We start from the raw sequence: 13,914 nt of genomic DNA, 5'->3' as shown, positions 1-13,914 counted from the left end.
TTGCAGCCGTATCCATCACTCTTGCGGCGAATCATCGACGGGCCGGGATTCCTGTTTGCCGCAGCGGGCTGGCGCATGGCGGGCCTGCGGCAGCAAACCGACCGGTGGAAAGGCAAGGATGGTGCCAAGCCGGTTGCACGGGCAGCGGGCATTCTACGGTCGTTCGGCCGTTTTCCGGCACGATTGCCGGCATTTGGTACATCGCGCGCCCCGAAAAGCAAAAAACGCGCGACCCGTGAAGGTCGCGCGTCCGTATCAGCCTGCGCCCCCGGAACGGGGACTCAGCCGGCTCAGCCGCCGCTGCTGGAAGGCGCCGACGGCGCGGCAGGTCCGCGCGGCATGCGCTGCATGCGCTCCCGATGCATCTTCTGCATGCCGGCCTTGATTTCATCGAGGGTCAGCTTGCCGTCATGGTTGGCGTCGAGCTGGTCGAAACGCTGCGCCAGGCGCGGCATGCCTGCCTTGGCCTCGTCCTTGGTCAGCGCGCCGTCCCCGTTCTTGTCAGCGGCCTTAAATTTCGCCTCGAATTCCTTCTGCATCTCCGCGCGGCGTTGCTCCATCGAGGCCTTGCGGTAGGCCGCCAGCTCGTTCTTGTCGAGCTTGCCGTCATGGTTGGTGTCGATGCGGTTGAAGAGCGCATCGGCTTCGGCCTTGGAAATCGAGCCGTCGCCGTCGGTATCGACCGACTTCATCCACGTGCCACTGCCGTGACCCATGTGGTGGTGCATGGCACCGCGCTGGGCCGGTGCGGGTGCAGGCGCGGTTGAGGCGGCTTGGGCAAAGGCGCCGCCGGCAACGAGGAACGCGGCGGAAGCGGCCAGGAATTGCTTGAGGATCTGCGGCTTGGAATTACCTTGCATGTCGTGCTCCTTTTCATCACGTGGGCATGTACGGATTAGAACGCGGACGATGCAGGGAAGTTGGTGCTTTTAATACGATGTTACGCGCCTCACAGAAAAGGCCGCTGGCCGTAAGCGATCGCAAGCAATCGGGAATATTGGCTGCCCCGGCAGCCAGCGAGCCCAGACTCAGTTCTTGGGCACGAGCGGCTCGGCCATTGGCGCGTGCGGCGCCACGGCTTGCTGGAGCTGGCGCGGGTCGATGTCCTGTGCCTGGGGCTGCGCCGGCGGTTGCGGCTGCATGTTGGCCGGGGGGGCTGGCGGCACGCGCTGGGGAGCCTGCGCAGGCTGGGACGGAGCCTGGCTCACTGCTGGCGCGGTCGGCGTCATCGGCGTGGCAAGCGGAGCGGCCGCTCCTGAAGGCGGCGTCGCGGGCAGCGGCACCGGGCCGGAACGGGGCGTGGCGGCCTGCACCGGCAGCGCAATCTCCTGGCGCACGCCATTGCGCTCGATCACCACCGAACGGCCATGGATCTCGACCAGGCGAATCTGCTGCGATAGCGCGGTGCCGGCCCGGACGGCCTTGGGCGGGCCGCCGTCGAGCGACACGATGGCAGCGCCTGCGCCGCCGGCCACATCCGCCACGACCCCGACAAGCTGCACGTCACGCACGCCGCCCTGGGCGGAGCCGCCGAACAGCGTGGCCACGGCGCCGGTCTCAACCGCTTCGGTCTGCGCCACACGGGCTGCCTGCGGTACCGGGATGGTCCGCATCGCACTGAAGGTCAGCACCCAGCGTGTCGCCAGCGCGCACAACGCGACGAAGAGAACCAGGCTGGCGGCGCGCGGCAGCCACGCCGCGGCATCGGGACGGAAAACGGGCCGGATGGAGAGTTGCACGGAATGGGAGGTACGCTCGACAGGAACGCGTCAAGCGTACCAGAGGCCCATGACCGTGTCTGTGACAGCTTACAGCAGGTCGTCCAGCAGGTCGGGGCCGAACACTTCGCGGTGGATATGCCCGACCGGGACGCCGGCGCTGATCAGCGCATGCCGCTGCGCCTGCATGAAGCCGAGCGGGCCGCACAGGTGGAAGTCGCCATCGATGAACAGGCTGTTCTCGGCTGAGCCGAGCAGCGCGGCGATCGGCATCGTGCCCGCATGGTCGTAGTCGCGGCCGGCCACGTCGGCGGCTTGCGGCTGTTCATAGCTGACATGGGTACGCAGTTGCGGCAGGCGCTCCCGGGCCCAGGCCACGTCGGCGCGGTGCGCGTGGTGGCGGCCATCGCGCGCGGCGTGGGCGAACAGGATTTCGCGCCTGGAGCCCTGCAGGGCCAGCGTGCGCAGCACCGACAGCATCGGCGTGATGCCGATGCCGGCGGACAGCAGCACCAGCGGGCGATGGCCGTCCAGGCGCGGCGCGAAGTCGCCGAACGGCGCGCTCACGGCCAGTTCGGTGCCGGGCTGGGCGTTAGCGTGCAGCCAGTTGGAAACGGCGCCGGCCGGCGTGGCGTGGTCGCCGTCCTCGCGCTTGACCGAGATTCGCCACGTCGGCAGGCCGCGCTCGGCGGACAGCGAATACTGGCGTTGCTGGCGGTTGCCGTCAGCGAGCGCGACTTCGACACTGATGTACTGGCCCGGGCGGAAATCGCGCAGCGGCTGGCCGTCGACGGCCGACAGCGTCAGCGCGACCACGTTGTCGCTCTGCACTTCGCGGCGCTCCACGCGCACCGCGATGCGCTCGCCCGCGGCCAGGCCCGTGCTCTGGTACAGGCGCGCCTCGGCGGCGATCAGTTCGCCGGCCAGCAGCCAGTAGGCTTCGTCCCAGGCAGCGAGCAGGTCAGGCGTGGCGGCTTCGCCCAGCACGGCGGAGATGGCGCCCAGCAGGTGCTTCCCGACGATCGGATAGTGCGCGGGCTTCAGGCCCACGGCTGCATGCTTGTGCACGATGCGCTCGACCACCGGAGCGAGCGCGCCGGCGTTGTCGATGTTGGCGGCGTACGCGAACACAGCAGAAGCGAGCGACTGCTGCTGCGAACCGTTGGCCTGGTTGCCCATGTTGAAGAGCTGGGTCAGTTCGGGCCGGGCCGAGAACATCTCGCGGTAGAAGTGGGTGGTGATGGCGAGACCATGTTCACGCAACACCGGTACGCTGGCATCAATGTAGGGGCGGGAAGCAGCAGACAACATCAGGTAAGGCTCCGTTTTAATTCATGCAAACAAAATGCATGTTTTTACTCACAACAAAGCCGGCGCACGGGCGCCTGAACGGACTGCACAGGAAGTGCCGTTCAGGCCGTACGCCGGCTCATGAAATCGCGATGCAGCCGGATGATCGACTCGGCGGTCTGGCTGCCGGTCACATCCGCCAGGGTGACGGTGTCGAGCGTGCGATAGAACGCCTGCTCCGCCTCGTCCAGCGCCCGGCGCAGCCGGCAGCTGCCGTTCAGCGCACACGGCGGGTTGTCACAGTCAATGACCGGCTTGTGCCCTTCGAGCTCGCGCAGGATCGTGCCGATGGTCAGCTGATGGGCCTGCGGCCCCAGTTCCAACCCGCCGTGGCGACCGCGTGTGGCCGTGATCCAGCCCAGCTTCGACAGGCGCGCCGCCACCTTCACCAGGTGGTGATGCGAAATGTCGAACTGCTGCCCCACCTCGGCAATGGTGATGGGCCGGCTGCCGTCGGCGCGCGCGACGTACATCAGCAGCCGCAGTGCGTAGTCGGAGAAGCGGGTCAGTTGCATCGTGGCAACATCTTAGATAACCAGCATTTCGAATGCAAGTTTTTGTTGCGGTGCCAAATGTCGTGACATGGATCAGACTCCCGGCGTGCGAGAATCCCACGCCACAAAAAAACAGTCATGGGGTGGCGGTTATACTGGCTGCCGAACGCCGGGCGCGCGGCCAGCGGTCCGCCCCGCCATCCAGCAAGAGGCTCAGACACGATGCGCAGATTCACACCCCTTTTTGCCAGTACCCGTTCCATGAGTTCGCACCGCCCTCCCGCCAATCGCGGCAGCCGCGGCTTCACCCTGATCGAGATCATGGTGGTGATCGTCATCCTCGGGGTGCTGGCGGCATTGGTGGTGCCCAAGATCATGAGCCGCCCTGACGAAGCCCGCATCGTGGCGGCGCGCCAGGACATCTCGTCGATCATGCAGGCGCTCAAGCTCTACCGGCTCGACAACAGCCGCTACCCAACCACCGAGCAAGGCCTGGGCGCGCTGGTGGCCAAGCCGACCACCGAGCCCGTGCCCAACAACTGGAAGGGCGGCGGCTACCTGGAAAAGCTGCCCAAGGATCCGTGGGGCCATCCGTACCAGTACCTGAACCCTGGTGTGCGCGGCGAGATCGACGTCTTCAGCTTCGGCGCCGACGGCCAGGCCGGCGGCAGCGGCAATGACGCCGATATCGGCAATTGGGAATAACGCCGCACCAGAAACATGAAACCCGCCCCGCGCCGCCGCGCCGCCTGCCGGCTCCGGGGCTTCACCCTGCTCGAACTGCTGGTGGTCATGGTGATCGCCGGCATTGTCATCTCGCTGGTGGCGGTCAATGCGTCGCCCAACGAACGTGGACGCCTGCTTGACGACGGCCAGCGCATCGCGCGCCTGTTCGAGCTGGCGCAGGAAGAGGCCCAGCTCGGCGCCCGCCCGATCGCCTGGGAAGGCAGCACCGGCGGCTGGCGCTTTCTCGAATCCACACCGAATGGCTGGATCCCCATGAGAACCGACGTCTTCGCGCCGGGCCAGTGGCGCCTGCCACCGGATCAGGTGATCGTTGCCGAAGGCGGCCGCAATTCAGGCACCGGCGGGCAGCCCCGCCTTATCTTCGGGCGTGAACTGATCGACAGCCCGCAACGGGTCATCCTCGTACGCGGGGAGATTCGCGTGGATGTCGCCGGCGACGGCGGCGGCCGCTATTTCGCCAGCACGCCATGACCGCACGCGCACGTCCCCGCCGCCCGGCATGCGGCTTCACGCTGATCGAAGTGCTGGTCGCACTGACCATCCTGGCCGTGGCGCTGACTGCGGCCATGCGCGCCATGGGGAGCATGGTCGACGCCAGCCTGTCGCTGCAGTCGCGCATGCTGGCCGAATTCAGCGCCGAGAACCACCTTGCCACGCTGCGCCTGTCCAAGACCTGGCCCGAGCCAGGCGTCAGCGGCTATGCCTGCCCGCAGGGCGGTATCCCCTTCTATTGCGAGCAGAGCGTCTCCGGCACGCCCAACCCCGCGTTCCGGCGTGTGGAAATCGCGGTCTATCCGTCCGCCGGCGACCGGTCCGTGCGCCTGGCCTGGCTCGTCACCATCATCCCCAATGAAACGCGCAACCTGCTCTGAGCGCCGCCACGCGGCCGCGCGCGGCTTCACGCTGCTCGAGATGCTGGTGGCGATCACGCTGCTGGCGGTCATGGCCGTGATCGGCTGGCGCGCGCTGGACAGCCTGACGCGCAGCCGCGAACGGCTGACCGACCACGACGCCAGGCTCGACGCGCTGAAGGTGCTCTACGGACAGTTCCAGTCCGACTGCGAACATCTGGCCAACGCGGACCAGTTGCAGGCCAGCCCGGTAGAAGTCGGATCCGGCCAGGTGCTGATGGTGCGCGACCGCCGCGAAGAGAACCAGCCGCCGATGTGGCAGGCGCTCAGCTACCGGCTGGAAGGCAACGCGCTGGTGCGCCTCGCGGCCCCGCCCGTCGACAACCGCGCCGCCGTGCAGTCCGCGCTGCTGGGATTGCGCCAGGCCGGCCGGCAGGCCAATGTGCAGGCGCGGCAGGTCCTTTCCGACGTGGACGGGCTTGGCGCGCGGGCGTGGGTCGATCCGCAGGGCTGGCTGTCCGACAACGGCCGCATCCGCAGCGCGCTGTTCAATCCCGCCAGTACTAGTGCCAGTGCCGTGGCAGCGCCGGCACCGACCAGCGCAGTCGTCCGTGCCGTGGAGCTGTCCGTCCAGGCCCGCATGGGCGACGGCGACGCGCCGCGCGACTTCCTCAAGATCTGCATGACGGGCCTGTGACCATGCGCCGACGCCTCCCGTCCTTGCCCCGCCGACGCGCTCGCGGCGCCGCCGTGGTCACGGCGCTGCTGATGGTGACGCTCGCCGTGGTGGTGGTGTCCGGCATGCTATGGCGCCAGCAGGTGCAGATCCGCTCGATCGAGAACCAGCGCCTGCTCGCGCAGGCCACGTGGATCGAGCGCGCGGCTGTGGACTGGGCCCGGCTGATCCTGCGCGACGACCAGCGCCGCACCAGCGTGGACGAGCTCGGCGAGCCGTGGGCCGTGCCGATCGCCGAGACCCGGCTGTCGGACTTCCTCGGCGCGGCGCTGCGCACGGACCAGGCGGGCGAGACCTCTTTCCTGTCCGGCCGCATCCTGGACGCCCAGGCGCGTTTCAACCTGACCAACCTGGTGCTGTGGACGGCCACGCCGACACAGGGCCGGGCCGCCTCGGTCGACCCGGCCGCGCAGGAGGCCTACAGCCGTCTGCTACAAACCGTGGGCCTGAACCCGTCGCTGGCCGAGACCACGGGCCGCTTCATGCTGCGCGCCGCGCAGGGCGGCACCGATGGCCAGCCTGCGCCGCGCCCGCCCGACAGCGCCCAGGGCCTGCTGGCGATTCCCGGCTACACGCCCGAGATGGTCGCCGCCCTGGAGCCGTTCATCACGGTGCTGCCCGAGCGCACGCTGGTCAATGCCAATACGGCCGAGCCGGAAGTACTATCGGCCATCATCAGCAACCTGGCGCTGGACCGTGCGCGCGAGCTCGTACGCGAGCGCGACCGCGCGTACTTCAACAATGTCGGCGACTTGCGAACCAAGCTGAGCGGCATAGCGCCGCAGGCCGATACCAGCAACCTTTCCGCCATGCTCGATGTGCGCTCGCACTATTTCCTGATCTACGGCCTGGTGCGCCATGAGCGGGCCAGCCGGCTGCAGGTGTCGCTGGTATACCGTGGCGAGGTGCTGGGAAACGCCAACACCACGCGCGTGCTGTGGATCCACGACACCGACCGCTTGCCCGACATGCGATGAGCCATCCCCAGGATTTACGCGTGCCTGGGCACGCTGCTCCCGATATTGCCGGCCGGCGTACCGGGCAGAATGCTATTGACGCGGTTTAGTCACACAGGCAAGGTATGCTGCGGCGCTACCGCGACCGTGGCGCCATGCCGAGCGGCGTCCCTGTCCGTCCGCATCCGCCAGCCGGCATCTCCGCGCCCGGGCATTCCCGCTGCCCCGGCAATCCGCATCCAGGCACGGTCTCACTGACGTCAACGCTAGGAAACCTTGAGTACCACCCTGTACGTTCGCCTGCCGCATCGGCCGCACGACCAACCGCAACCGTGGCATTTCGGCGCGCTGCCGTTCGCCCTGGTACGCGAACCGGCCAGGCCGGCCACCCGGCGCACGGACACCGTGCAGGCGCCGGAAGTGTTGCGCGAAGGCCACGCCCAGATTGCGGCCCTGCCTGCCGCCGAGCGCCTGGTGCTCATCCTGGCCGCCAGTGACGTACTACTCACGACGGCTACCGTGCCACCGCTGCCTCCGGCACGCCTGAAGCAGGCGTTGCCCAATCTGGTGGAAGACGCCTTGGCCACCGACCCGCAGCCGTGCCACATCGGCGTGGGCCCGGCGCTGGACGGCGACGCCCCACGGCCCGCGCGCGGCCCGCGGCGGCGCCTGCTGATGGTGGCCGACCGGGCCTGGCTGCGCGCGGTACTCGATGCCTTTGCCGAGCACCGCCATCGCCGCCGCCACATCCTGCCAGCGCAGATGTGCCTGCCGCTGGCAGCGCCCGCCGAAGCCGATGACGGCGATAGCGCCACGGCGCAGCCGGCCACGCTCGTCGTGGAAGCGGCGGCCGCTTCCCTGGCACAGGCCGAAGGCATGGTCGAACCCACTCTGGCGCCGGCGACCGCGCCCGACAGCGGCCAATGGCAACTCACCGTGCGCACGGGCCGCCATGAGGGCTATGGCCTGCTGCTCGGCAATGATGCGCTCGCCGCGTGGCAGGCCCTTGCACCCGAAGGCATCTGGCATGGCGACGCCAGCGCCGTGGCCAGCGCGCCGGTGCCCGCGCTGCGCCAGGCCCGCGCTGCCGACTGGCGCATGTGGATTGCCGGCGCGCAGGGCTGCCTGCAGGAAGCGGGTCTGGACCTCGCGCAGTTCGAGTTTGCCCAGGGGCGCGCGGACCGCTGGAACCTGCTGGCCTGGCGCCTGCCGCTGGCACTGGTCGCCGGCATCGTGCTGGTCCAGCTGCTCGGCATGAACGTGCACTGGCTGATGCTGCGCCACGAGCAGCAGCGGCTCGAAGCCGCGCAGCTGCAGACGCTGCATAACGCCTTCCCGCAGATCCAGACCGTACTGGATGCCCCGCTGCAGATGCGCCGCCAGGTGGAACAGCTGCGGCTGGCCAGCGGACGCAGCACGCCGGACGATTTCCTGCCGCTGGCCGACCGTTTTGCCCAGGCGGCCCGCCAGCTCCCGCCAGATGGCCTGCAGGCACTGGAATACCGCGGCCGCGCGCTGGTCGCCACGCTCAAGCCCGGCACCGATACCGCCGCGCTGCGCGGCGCCGTGCGCCAGGCCGGCCTGCAGATGGAAGAAGACAAGACGGCAGAGGCCACGCGCCCCGCCGGACCGGCTGGCTCGCGCTGGCTCATCAAGCCAGGCCTGTGAACCGAACCATGAGCCCGAGCAAAGACACCCCCCGCCCCCAGACGTCGCAGGCCCCCGCGACGCCGGGGCGCACGCCGGCCCGTGCATGGGTCGCGCGCATGAAACCGCGCCTGCCACAGGCCTGGCGTGACCAGTTCGACGCGTTCTGGTCCGCGCGCAACCCGCGCGAGCAGGCCATCCTCGCGGCCGGTGCCGCGGTACTGGGATTGGTACTGGTCTACACCGTGCTGTGGGAGCCCGCCGCTGATGGCCGTGCGCGACTGTCGCGCAGCCTGCCGGCGATGCGCGCCAACCTCGCGGAAATGGAAAGCCTGGCGCAGGAGGCCCGCGGCCTGAACGCGAGCCCCGCGCCCGCGTTGCGCGGCGATGCCCTCACGCAAGCCTTGCAGGACAGCCTCGGCAAATACGGCCTCAAGGCGACACGGCTGGCGGCCGGCGCCGACAACAGCGTTCAGGTGCAGCTCGACAAGGCGCCGTTTGGCGCAGTGGCCGGCTGGCTGCAGGACGTACACCAGCAGCAGCGCCTGAAGGTCACGGATGCGCGCGTCGTCTACGTCGGCGCCACTGCGCTGGTCAATGTCAGCGCGACCCTGCAGGGTCCGGGCGGCCGCAGCTGATGGTACGCCTGGAGTCGCTGCGGCTGCCCCGGCGCAAGCTGCGCCGCCCGGCTGGCTGGCGCCGCGCCGGCTGGCTGATGCTTGGCCTGGCCACCACCGGCATCACCGTGCTGGCCATGCTGCCGGCCGCCTGGATTGCCGATACCGTAGCGGCCCGCACCCAGCGCCGCGTGCTGCTGGCCGACGCCTCGGGCTCGCTGTGGCACGGCAGCGCCACGCTGGCGCTGTCGGCAGGCGCGGGCAGCCAGACCGCGACGGTGCTGCCGGGCCGGCTGCAATGGTCGCTGGCCTTCTGGCCACTGCTGACCGGCACCGCGCGCATGGTGCTGACGCATACCGAGGCAATGCCGGCGCCGGTCGGACTGACCGTCAACCCGCGCGGCTGGACCGCGCAGGCCGGCGCCATTCGACTGCCGGCTGCGCTGCTGGAAGGCGTGGGCGCGCCGTTCAACACGCTGCGCCCGGATGGCCTGATGCGCGTGGACTGGTCCGCGCTGCAGGGCAAGTTCGCGGGCGGGCTGCTGTACGGGCACATCACGCTGCGCATCGAACAGGTGTCGTCGGCGGTGAGCCGACTGCGTCCGCTGGGCAGCTACCGCGCCGAGATCGACTGGAACGGCGCCGATGGCAAGCTCGCGCTGAGCACCATCGCCGGGCCGCTGCACCTTGATGGCAGCGGCACACTGGGCCGGCAAGCACGCTTCGAAGGCACGGCCCATGCCGAGCCCGATGCCGCCACGCAGCTGGTCAGCCTGCTGAGCCTGCTGGGACGACGAGAGAACAATGTGACAAGGCTGCGCTTCTGATGCCAGGCAGCGCCAGGAGCCGACCGGAACCAAATATGAAAACCGAAGCCACCCGACCCTTCTTCCATACCGCCAGCGCCCGTGCCGTGGTCCTGCTGTGCGGCCTTTCGCTGCTCGCGCCGGCGCCGCTGTGGGCGCAGCAGCCTGCCGGCCCCGGCACGCCGCCGGACATCACGCCGCGCAACCGGGACCAGGTGGTGCTGAACTTCGTCAACGCCGACCTCGATTCCGTCGTCAAGGCCGTGGGTCAGGCCACGGGCAAGAACTTCGTGATCGATCCGCGCGTCAAGGGCACCGTGAACCTTGTCACCGAGCAGCCGGTTTCGCGTGCACAGGCGCTCGAAACGCTCGGTTCGGTGCTGCGCATGCAGGGCTACGCGATGGTGGAAAGCAATGGCTTCACCAAAGTCGTGCCCGAAGCGGACGCCAAGCTCCAAGGGTCGCCGATCGTGGTCGGCGGCGGGGCCGGCCGCGGCGATCAGGTGGTGACGCAGGTGTTCCGGCTGAACTACGAGTCGGCCAACAACCTGGTGCCGGTGCTGCGGCCGATGATCGCGCCCAACAACACGATCACCGCCTATCCGGCCAACAACACGCTGGTGATCACGGACTATGCCGAGAACCTGCGCCGTCTCGGCCGCATCATCGCTGCCATCGATGCGCCGGCCTCGGGCGAAGTCGAATTGGTGCCGCTGAAGAACGCCATCGCCAGCGACACGGCGCAGGTGCTGCAGAAGCTGCTCGACCCCGCATCGGCCACATCCGGCGCGGGCGGCGGCGCGGCCGTCGACAGTACGCTGCGCACGACGGTGGTGGCCGAGCCGCGCAGCAACTCGCTGATGATTCGCGCGTCGAGCCGCGCACGCCTGCAGCAGGCGCGCCAGCTCATCGAAAAGCTCGACCAGCCTTACGCGCGCCCCGGAAATATCTGGGTCGTGCCGCTCAAGAACGCCGACGCGGTCAAGCTGGCCGCGACCCTGCGCGCGATCGTCGCGGCGGACAGCAGCTTTGCCACGAGCACGCAGCCCGGCGCAGCCGGCTCGGCAGCGGCCGGTGGCCTGACCAATATTTCGGCGCCGACCAGCGGCCAGTACACAGGGGGCACCACCAGCCAGGCCGGCATGCGCTCCACCGGCACCAGCGGGTCGGGCTCGGGCGGTGGCGCCTATGGCAATTCCGCATTCGCGGCGTCGTTCAACCCGAACACGCAACCGACCACGGGCGGCATCATTCAGGCCGATCCGTCCACCAACGCGCTGATCATCACGGCCAGCGAACCGGTGTATCGCAACCTGCGCGGCGTGATCGACGATCTCGACGCGCGCCGCGCGCAGGTCTACATCGAGTCGATGATCGTGGAAGTGACCTCCACGCAGGCCAGCCAGCTCGGCATCCAGTGGCAGGGACTGATCAGTTCGAGCAGCGGTAACAACAACGTCTTCGCGGGCACCAACTTCGGCACGGGCGGGCAGAACATCCTGAACCTGTCGCTGGCGGGCGCGCTCTTCGACAGCAACCGCAACGCCGGAATCGTCGCCGCGCAGCAGCTGGTGCCGGACGTGGGCGGCCTGAACCTGGGCGTGGTGAACAAGGCGCTGGGCCTCGGCGCGCTGCTGCGCGCGCTGGGCACCAACGGCAGCGTCAACCTGCTGTCCACGCCGAACCTGATTACGCTGGAAAACGAGGAAGCCAAGATCCTGATCGGCCAGAACATCCCGATCACGACCGGCTCCTATGCCCAGACCGGCGGCGCCGCGTCGGTCACCCCGTTCCAGACCTTCGACCGCAAGGACGTCGGCATCACGCTGCGGGTCAGGCCGCAGATCACCGACGGTGGCCTGGTCAAGATGCAGATCTTCCAGGAATCGTCGTCGGTGGTACAGGCCACGGCCAACCTGATCCAGGGCCCGACCACTAATGTGCGCTCGATCGAAACCAATGTACTGGTCGACGACGGCCAGATCATCGTGCTGGGGGGGCTCATCGAGGATTCCTATGGCGACGGGGTGCAGAAGGTGCCGCTGCTGGGCGACATCCCGCTGATCGGCGGCCTGTTCCGCTACGAGAACAAGAACCGCTCCAAGACCAACCTGCTGGTGTTCCTGCGACCGTATGTGATGCGCACGGCCGGCGCCACCGACCGCCTGACGCAGGACCGCTACGACTACATGCGCGCCCAGCAGACCGGCTTCGTCTCGCCTAACATCATGGTGCGCGACACCAACACGCCGGTGCTGCCGCCCGCCGATGCGCCAACCACGCCGTTTGTCGACCCGCGCAGTACCGGCCCGGTGCAGGGCCCGCTGCCCCTGCCGCAGTCCGTGCCGCAGACGGCACCGGCCCCGCAGCCCGTGCCACAACCGCTGACGCAGCGGGGCGAAGCCGGCACGCTTTCGGGCACGGCATCGCCGGACACCGGCAGCCGCAACTGAGCCACGCCATGGCAAGCGAAGTCCAAGCCGCCTCCGACACCCAGGAGCCGCCGTCGCCGATGGCGGCGCGACTGGTCCCGTACAGCTTTGCGCGCGAAGCGCCGCTGCTGATCGCGCACCAGCGCGCGGATGGCCTCGAGGTCTGGGTCAGCCGCGCCACGTCGCCCGCGGCGCTCGCTGAAGTGGCGCGTGTGCACGGCGCCCTGCGCCTGCGTGTGCTGGAGCCCGATGCGCTGGAACGCGCCATGTCCGATGCCTACAACCGCCAGGACGGCAGCGCCGCGCAGGTGGTGGGCGAAGTGGAAGGCGAAGTCGACCTGTCGCGCCTGATGCAGGACATTCCTGCGGTGGAAGACCTGCTCGAATCGGAAGACGACGCGCCGATCATCCGCATGATCAACGCACTGCTCACGCAGGCTGCGCGCGAAGGCGCTTCGGATATCCACATCGAACCGTTCGAGTCGGCATCGGTGGTGCGCTTTCGCGTGGACGGCACGCTGCGCGACGTGGTGCGGCCGAAGAAGGCGCTGCACGGCGCGCTGATCTCGCGCATCAAGATCATGGCGCAGCTCGACATTGCCGAGAAGCGCCTGCCGCAGGACGGCCGCATCACGCTGCGCGTGGGCGGGCGGCCGGTGGACGTGCGCGTTTCCACGCTGCCCACCGGTCACGGCGAGCGCGCGGTGCTGCGCCTGCTCGACAAGGAAGCGGGCCGCCTCGACCTGGCCAGGCTCGGCATGTCGCCGCGGACGCTGGCCGGCTTCGACGACCTGATCCGCCAGCCGCACGGCATCGTGCTGGTCACCGGCCCGACCGGCTCGGGCAAGACCACCACGCTGTACGCAGCGCTGTCGCGGCTGGACGCGCGCACCACCAACATCATGACGGTGGAAGACCCGATCGAGTACGACCTGGACGGCATCGGCCAGACCCAGGTCAACGCGCGCATCGACATGACGTTTGCCAAGGCCCTGCGCGCGATCCTGCGCCAGGATCCGGACGTGGTGATGATCGGCGAGATCCGCGACCTGGAGACCGCGCAGATCGCGGTGCAGGCGTCGCTCACTGGCCACTTGGTGCTGGCCACGCTGCACACCAATGATTCTGCCTCGGCGATCACGCGGCTGGTGGACATGGGCATCGAACCGTTCCTGCTGTCGTCATCGCTGCTGGGTGTGCTCGCGCAGCGGCTGGTACGCCGGCTGTGCCCGCATTGCAAGCGCGAGGAAGTCATCGAAGTCACTGCCGGCGAGACGGAAACCCTGCATGCGCAAGGCAAGCCGCTGCAGCACGTCTGGCATGCGGCGGGCTGCGACAAGTGCGGGAACTCGGGCTACCAGGGCCGCATGGGCGTGTACGAACTGCTGACCGTGGATGACGAGATCCGCACCATGATCCACCGCCAGCAGCCCGAATCCGAGATCAAGCAAGTTGCGCTGGCGCACGGCATGCAGACCATGCGCGGCGATGCGCAGCGCTGGATCGACGGCGGCGCCACGTCGCTCGAAGAAGTGCTGCGCGTCACGCGCGACTGACGGA

General features: G+C 68.8%; 14 protein-coding genes. 10 read left to right on the top strand and 4 right to left on the bottom strand.

Annotation, left to right across the window (positions count from 1 at the left end; translation table 11 throughout):
• Window positions 1–290: 290 nt before the first annotated feature.
• From LDO29_RS13645 to LDO29_RS13630, 4 genes are all read right to left on the bottom strand, one after another.
• Window positions 291–860 carry an EF-hand domain-containing protein gene (locus LDO29_RS13645; RefSeq protein ID WP_224080315.1) on the bottom strand — a complete coding sequence of 190 codons (570 nt, stop codon included), beginning with the start codon at window positions 858–860 and terminating at the stop codon, window positions 291–293.
• A gap of 168 nt (window positions 861–1,028) precedes the next feature.
• Complete coding sequence (locus tag LDO29_RS13640; protein ID WP_224080314.1) at window positions 1,029–1,739, bottom strand: type II secretion system protein N; 711 nt, start codon at window positions 1,737–1,739, stop codon at window positions 1,029–1,031.
• A 69-nt stretch (window positions 1,740–1,808) separates the two neighbouring features.
• The gene (locus LDO29_RS13635) at window positions 1,809–3,029 is read right to left on the bottom strand and encodes a globin domain-containing protein (protein ID WP_224080313.1); all 1,221 of its coding nucleotides are present in this window, start codon (window positions 3,027–3,029) and stop codon (window positions 1,809–1,811) included.
• A 101-nt stretch (window positions 3,030–3,130) separates the two neighbouring features.
• Complete coding sequence (locus LDO29_RS13630; protein ID WP_224080312.1) at window positions 3,131–3,583, bottom strand: RrF2 family transcriptional regulator; 453 nt, start codon at window positions 3,581–3,583, stop codon at window positions 3,131–3,133.
• A gap of 240 nt (window positions 3,584–3,823) precedes the next feature.
• On the opposite strand from LDO29_RS13630, the gene gspG reads away from it, so the two are divergent.
• The 10 genes from gspG (at window position 3,824) to gspE (ending at window position 13,910) form a co-directional block, all read left to right on the top strand.
• Window positions 3,824–4,267, top strand: coding sequence for a type II secretion system major pseudopilin GspG (gene gspG / locus LDO29_RS13625; RefSeq protein WP_224080311.1), 444 nt, complete (start codon window positions 3,824–3,826; stop codon window positions 4,265–4,267).
• Between the two features lie 15 nt (window positions 4,268–4,282).
• Window positions 4,283–4,780, top strand: a complete 498-nt coding sequence (locus LDO29_RS13620) for a GspH/FimT family pseudopilin (protein ID WP_224080310.1) — start codon at window positions 4,283–4,285, stop codon at window positions 4,778–4,780.
• Complete coding sequence (gspI, locus tag LDO29_RS13615; protein ID WP_224080309.1) at window positions 4,777–5,181, top strand: type II secretion system minor pseudopilin GspI; 405 nt, start codon at window positions 4,777–4,779, stop codon at window positions 5,179–5,181. Before LDO29_RS13620 ends, gspI begins: the two co-directional genes overlap by 4 nt.
• Window positions 5,159–5,857, top strand: coding sequence for a PulJ/GspJ family protein (locus LDO29_RS13610; protein WP_224080308.1), 699 nt, complete (start codon window positions 5,159–5,161; stop codon window positions 5,855–5,857). Before gspI ends, LDO29_RS13610 begins: the two co-directional genes overlap by 23 nt.
• 2 nt (window positions 5,858–5,859) lie before the next feature.
• Window positions 5,860–6,873 carry a type II secretion system minor pseudopilin GspK gene (gspK, locus tag LDO29_RS13605; RefSeq protein ID WP_224080307.1) on the top strand — a complete coding sequence of 338 codons (1,014 nt, stop codon included), beginning with the start codon at window positions 5,860–5,862 and terminating at the stop codon, window positions 6,871–6,873.
• A gap of 255 nt (window positions 6,874–7,128) precedes the next feature.
• A complete protein-coding gene (gene gspL, locus LDO29_RS13600) occupies window positions 7,129–8,520 on the top strand; it encodes a type II secretion system protein GspL (protein ID WP_224080306.1) in 1,392 nt (463 codons plus the stop codon).
• An 8-nt stretch (window positions 8,521–8,528) separates the two neighbouring features.
• The gene (locus LDO29_RS13595; RefSeq protein WP_224080305.1) at window positions 8,529–9,137 is read left to right on the top strand and encodes a type II secretion system protein M; all 609 of its coding nucleotides are present in this window, start codon (window positions 8,529–8,531) and stop codon (window positions 9,135–9,137) included.
• Window positions 9,137–9,943: a type II secretion system protein N gene (locus tag LDO29_RS13590; RefSeq protein ID WP_224080304.1), complete on the top strand. Its 807-nt coding sequence runs from the start codon at window positions 9,137–9,139 to the stop codon at window positions 9,941–9,943. The genes LDO29_RS13595 and LDO29_RS13590 overlap by 1 nt, the downstream gene beginning before the upstream one ends.
• A 35-nt stretch (window positions 9,944–9,978) precedes the next feature.
• Window positions 9,979–12,375, top strand: coding sequence for a type II secretion system secretin GspD (gspD, locus tag LDO29_RS13585; protein ID WP_224080303.1), 2,397 nt, complete (start codon window positions 9,979–9,981; stop codon window positions 12,373–12,375).
• A gap of 8 nt (window positions 12,376–12,383) precedes the next feature.
• The gene (gene gspE / locus LDO29_RS13580; protein WP_253074122.1) at window positions 12,384–13,910 is read left to right on the top strand and encodes a type II secretion system ATPase GspE; all 1,527 of its coding nucleotides are present in this window, start codon (window positions 12,384–12,386) and stop codon (window positions 13,908–13,910) included.
• Window positions 13,911–13,914 lie beyond the last annotated feature (4 nt).

Source organism: Cupriavidus laharis (assembly GCF_914271435.1).
GTDB classification, from domain to species: Bacteria; Pseudomonadota; Gammaproteobacteria; order Burkholderiales; family Burkholderiaceae; genus Cupriavidus; species Cupriavidus laharis.
Note: the sequence above shows the minus strand (reverse complement) of the source record. Positions and strands in the feature narration are given on the sequence as shown.

Bases quoted from the DNA above. Each gene is read 5' to 3' on its own strand.
- LDO29_RS13630 (WP_224080312.1), bottom strand. From the start codon at position 3,583: ATGCAACTGACCCGCTTCTCCGACTACGCACTGCGGCTGCTGATGTAC.
- gspE (WP_253074122.1), top strand. From the start codon at position 12,384: ATGGCAAGCGAAGTCCAAGCCGCCTCCGACACCCAGGAGCCGCCGTCG.
- LDO29_RS13620 (WP_224080310.1), top strand. From the start codon at position 4,283: ATGAAACCCGCCCCGCGCCGCCGCGCCGCCTGCCGGCTCCGGGGCTTC.
- gspG (WP_224080311.1), top strand. From the start codon at position 3,824: ATGAGTTCGCACCGCCCTCCCGCCAATCGCGGCAGCCGCGGCTTCACC.
- LDO29_RS13645 (WP_224080315.1), bottom strand. From the start codon at position 860: ATGCAAGGTAATTCCAAGCCGCAGATCCTCAAGCAATTCCTGGCCGCT.
- gspI (WP_224080309.1), top strand. From the start codon at position 4,777: ATGACCGCACGCGCACGTCCCCGCCGCCCGGCATGCGGCTTCACGCTG.
- LDO29_RS13595 (WP_224080305.1), top strand. From the start codon at position 8,529: ATGAGCCCGAGCAAAGACACCCCCCGCCCCCAGACGTCGCAGGCCCCC.
- LDO29_RS13590 (WP_224080304.1), top strand. From the start codon at position 9,137: ATGGTACGCCTGGAGTCGCTGCGGCTGCCCCGGCGCAAGCTGCGCCGC.
- gspD (WP_224080303.1), top strand. From the start codon at position 9,979: ATGAAAACCGAAGCCACCCGACCCTTCTTCCATACCGCCAGCGCCCGT.
- LDO29_RS13635 (WP_224080313.1), bottom strand. From the start codon at position 3,029: ATGTTGTCTGCTGCTTCCCGCCCCTACATTGATGCCAGCGTACCGGTG.
- LDO29_RS13610 (WP_224080308.1), top strand. From the start codon at position 5,159: ATGAAACGCGCAACCTGCTCTGAGCGCCGCCACGCGGCCGCGCGCGGC.
- gspK (WP_224080307.1), top strand. From the start codon at position 5,860: ATGCGCCGACGCCTCCCGTCCTTGCCCCGCCGACGCGCTCGCGGCGCC.